We start from the raw sequence: 1,686 nt of genomic DNA, 5'->3' as shown, positions 1-1,686 counted from the left end.
CACCCCAAAGGTAAACCGGTGCGGCGGCTAGCATCTATGTCAGGAGGAGAAAAATCCCTCACAGCCCTTAGCTTTATCTTTGCCCTACAACGCTACCGTCCCTCGCCATTTTATGCTTTTGATGAAGTCGATATGTTTTTGGACGGGGCAAATGTCCAGCGATTAGCTAAAATGATCAAACAACAGGCTAAACTTGCGCAATTTATTGTAGTAAGCTTACGCCGTCCTATGATTGAGTCTGCTCAACGCACCATTGGTGTTACCCAAGCCAGGGGAGCATACACTCAAGTATTGGGTTTAAAACTATCACCCAAAAGTACGGTTAACTAGATAAAATCCCATTCATCAAATCCATTATTATTGTAAGCATTCAGCCCAAGGCTCATCAGCTATAAGCCGTTCATGATTGATTTTGGAGAGAACCGACCCACGAACCCCTCGTCCGAAGGGCGTCCTGTACGAAAAAAAAACCGATGTTCAGAGGTTGTATATAACCTCTGTAGTCTGTTGATCAACCTAAGGGTTGCATTACCTTAGCTGAAAGCTGAAAGCTGTTCCCGTAGCGTGGCCAAACGCGCCCCGCGTGGCCAACGGCCAAGGCCTTTAGCTGAATGCTCACGTATTAATGCTCACGTATTATTTATTTTTAATCCATCAGGAGTATAGCTCAGGAAAAGCGAGATATAATGACAACGGAACAAATTCGTCCACGCTCCGATATCTTAAATACTCAGGTAATTACCCGTGACAATGGTAAGCGCCTCGGAGTCGTCAAGGAACTCTTGGTAGATATAGACAGACGGCAGGTTGTGGCACTGGGTCTGCGAGATAACCTTCTGGCAGTAGCCGGTATGCCAAAGTACATGCTCCTGAGCAGCATTCGGCAATTTGGTGATGTCATCCTGGTAGATGATCAAGACGTTATCGAAGATATTGATGTCGATGCCTATAGTACCCTGATTAACAGCGAAGTGATCACCGAAACCGGTGAACTCTTAGGTCGGGTTAGAGGCTTCAAGTTCAATGTAGAAGATGGCACCGTTTCCGCCCTAATCATTGCATCAATAGGGTTACCCCAAATACCCGACCAGGTTATTAGTACTTATGAGCTACCCATTGATGAAATTGTCAGCAGTGGTCCAGACCGATTAATTGTATTTGAGGAAGCTCAAGAGCATCTGATCCAGTTAACCGTCGGGGTCTTAGAGCGTATGGGGATTGGCAGACCCCCTTGGGAAAAGGACACAGAAGACCCATACTATACTCCAACGGCTAGACCAGAAAATCAACTGGGAACGGGGATTCCAATACGTACTCCTATCTCTCAGACAGTAGAGAATGCCAACCGAGCCCAAGATGCCTGGGATGACGATTGGCAAGAGCCAGAACTAGAGCCGATCAGACGAGAAGCACCAGTCCCGAAGAAGTATGTCGAAGCCAGATTAGAAGAAGATAACTGGAGCGATGAACGGAAAGAGTCCCCTCAGCCAGTGCGCTACGAGCAGCCAGTCTATAGCTCACCCGAGCCTTCCTATGGTAAAACCAACACCCAGGACTATGACAAGTACGAAGTCGAGGGTGATGCCTGGGATGATGACCGCTCCCCAGAGCCTTACAAAGCACCGCGAGTCAACATTCCTGAGAAAAAGAAAGCTCCAGAATACGAAGAAGAGGCTGGTTACTAAT

Annotated in this window: 2 protein-coding genes; both read left to right on the top strand. The window is 47.3% G+C overall.

The window, feature by feature from the left end; translation table 11 throughout:
* Window positions 1–330, top strand: a 330-nt coding sequence (locus F6K49_RS46515; RefSeq protein WP_293109235.1) for an AAA family ATPase, incomplete at its 5' end; no start/stop codon positions are given.
* Window positions 331–686: 356 nt separating this feature from the next.
* On the top strand, window positions 687–1,685 hold the full coding sequence (locus tag F6K49_RS46510) for a PRC-barrel domain-containing protein (protein WP_293025554.1): 999 nt from the start codon (window positions 687–689) through the stop codon (window positions 1,683–1,685).
* Window position 1,686: the final 1 nt, after the last annotated feature.

It is taken from the genome of Moorena sp. SIO3I6 (assembly GCF_010672095.1).
The sequence above is the reverse complement of the archived record's forward strand: the minus strand, read 5'-3'. Positions and strand labels throughout refer to the sequence as shown.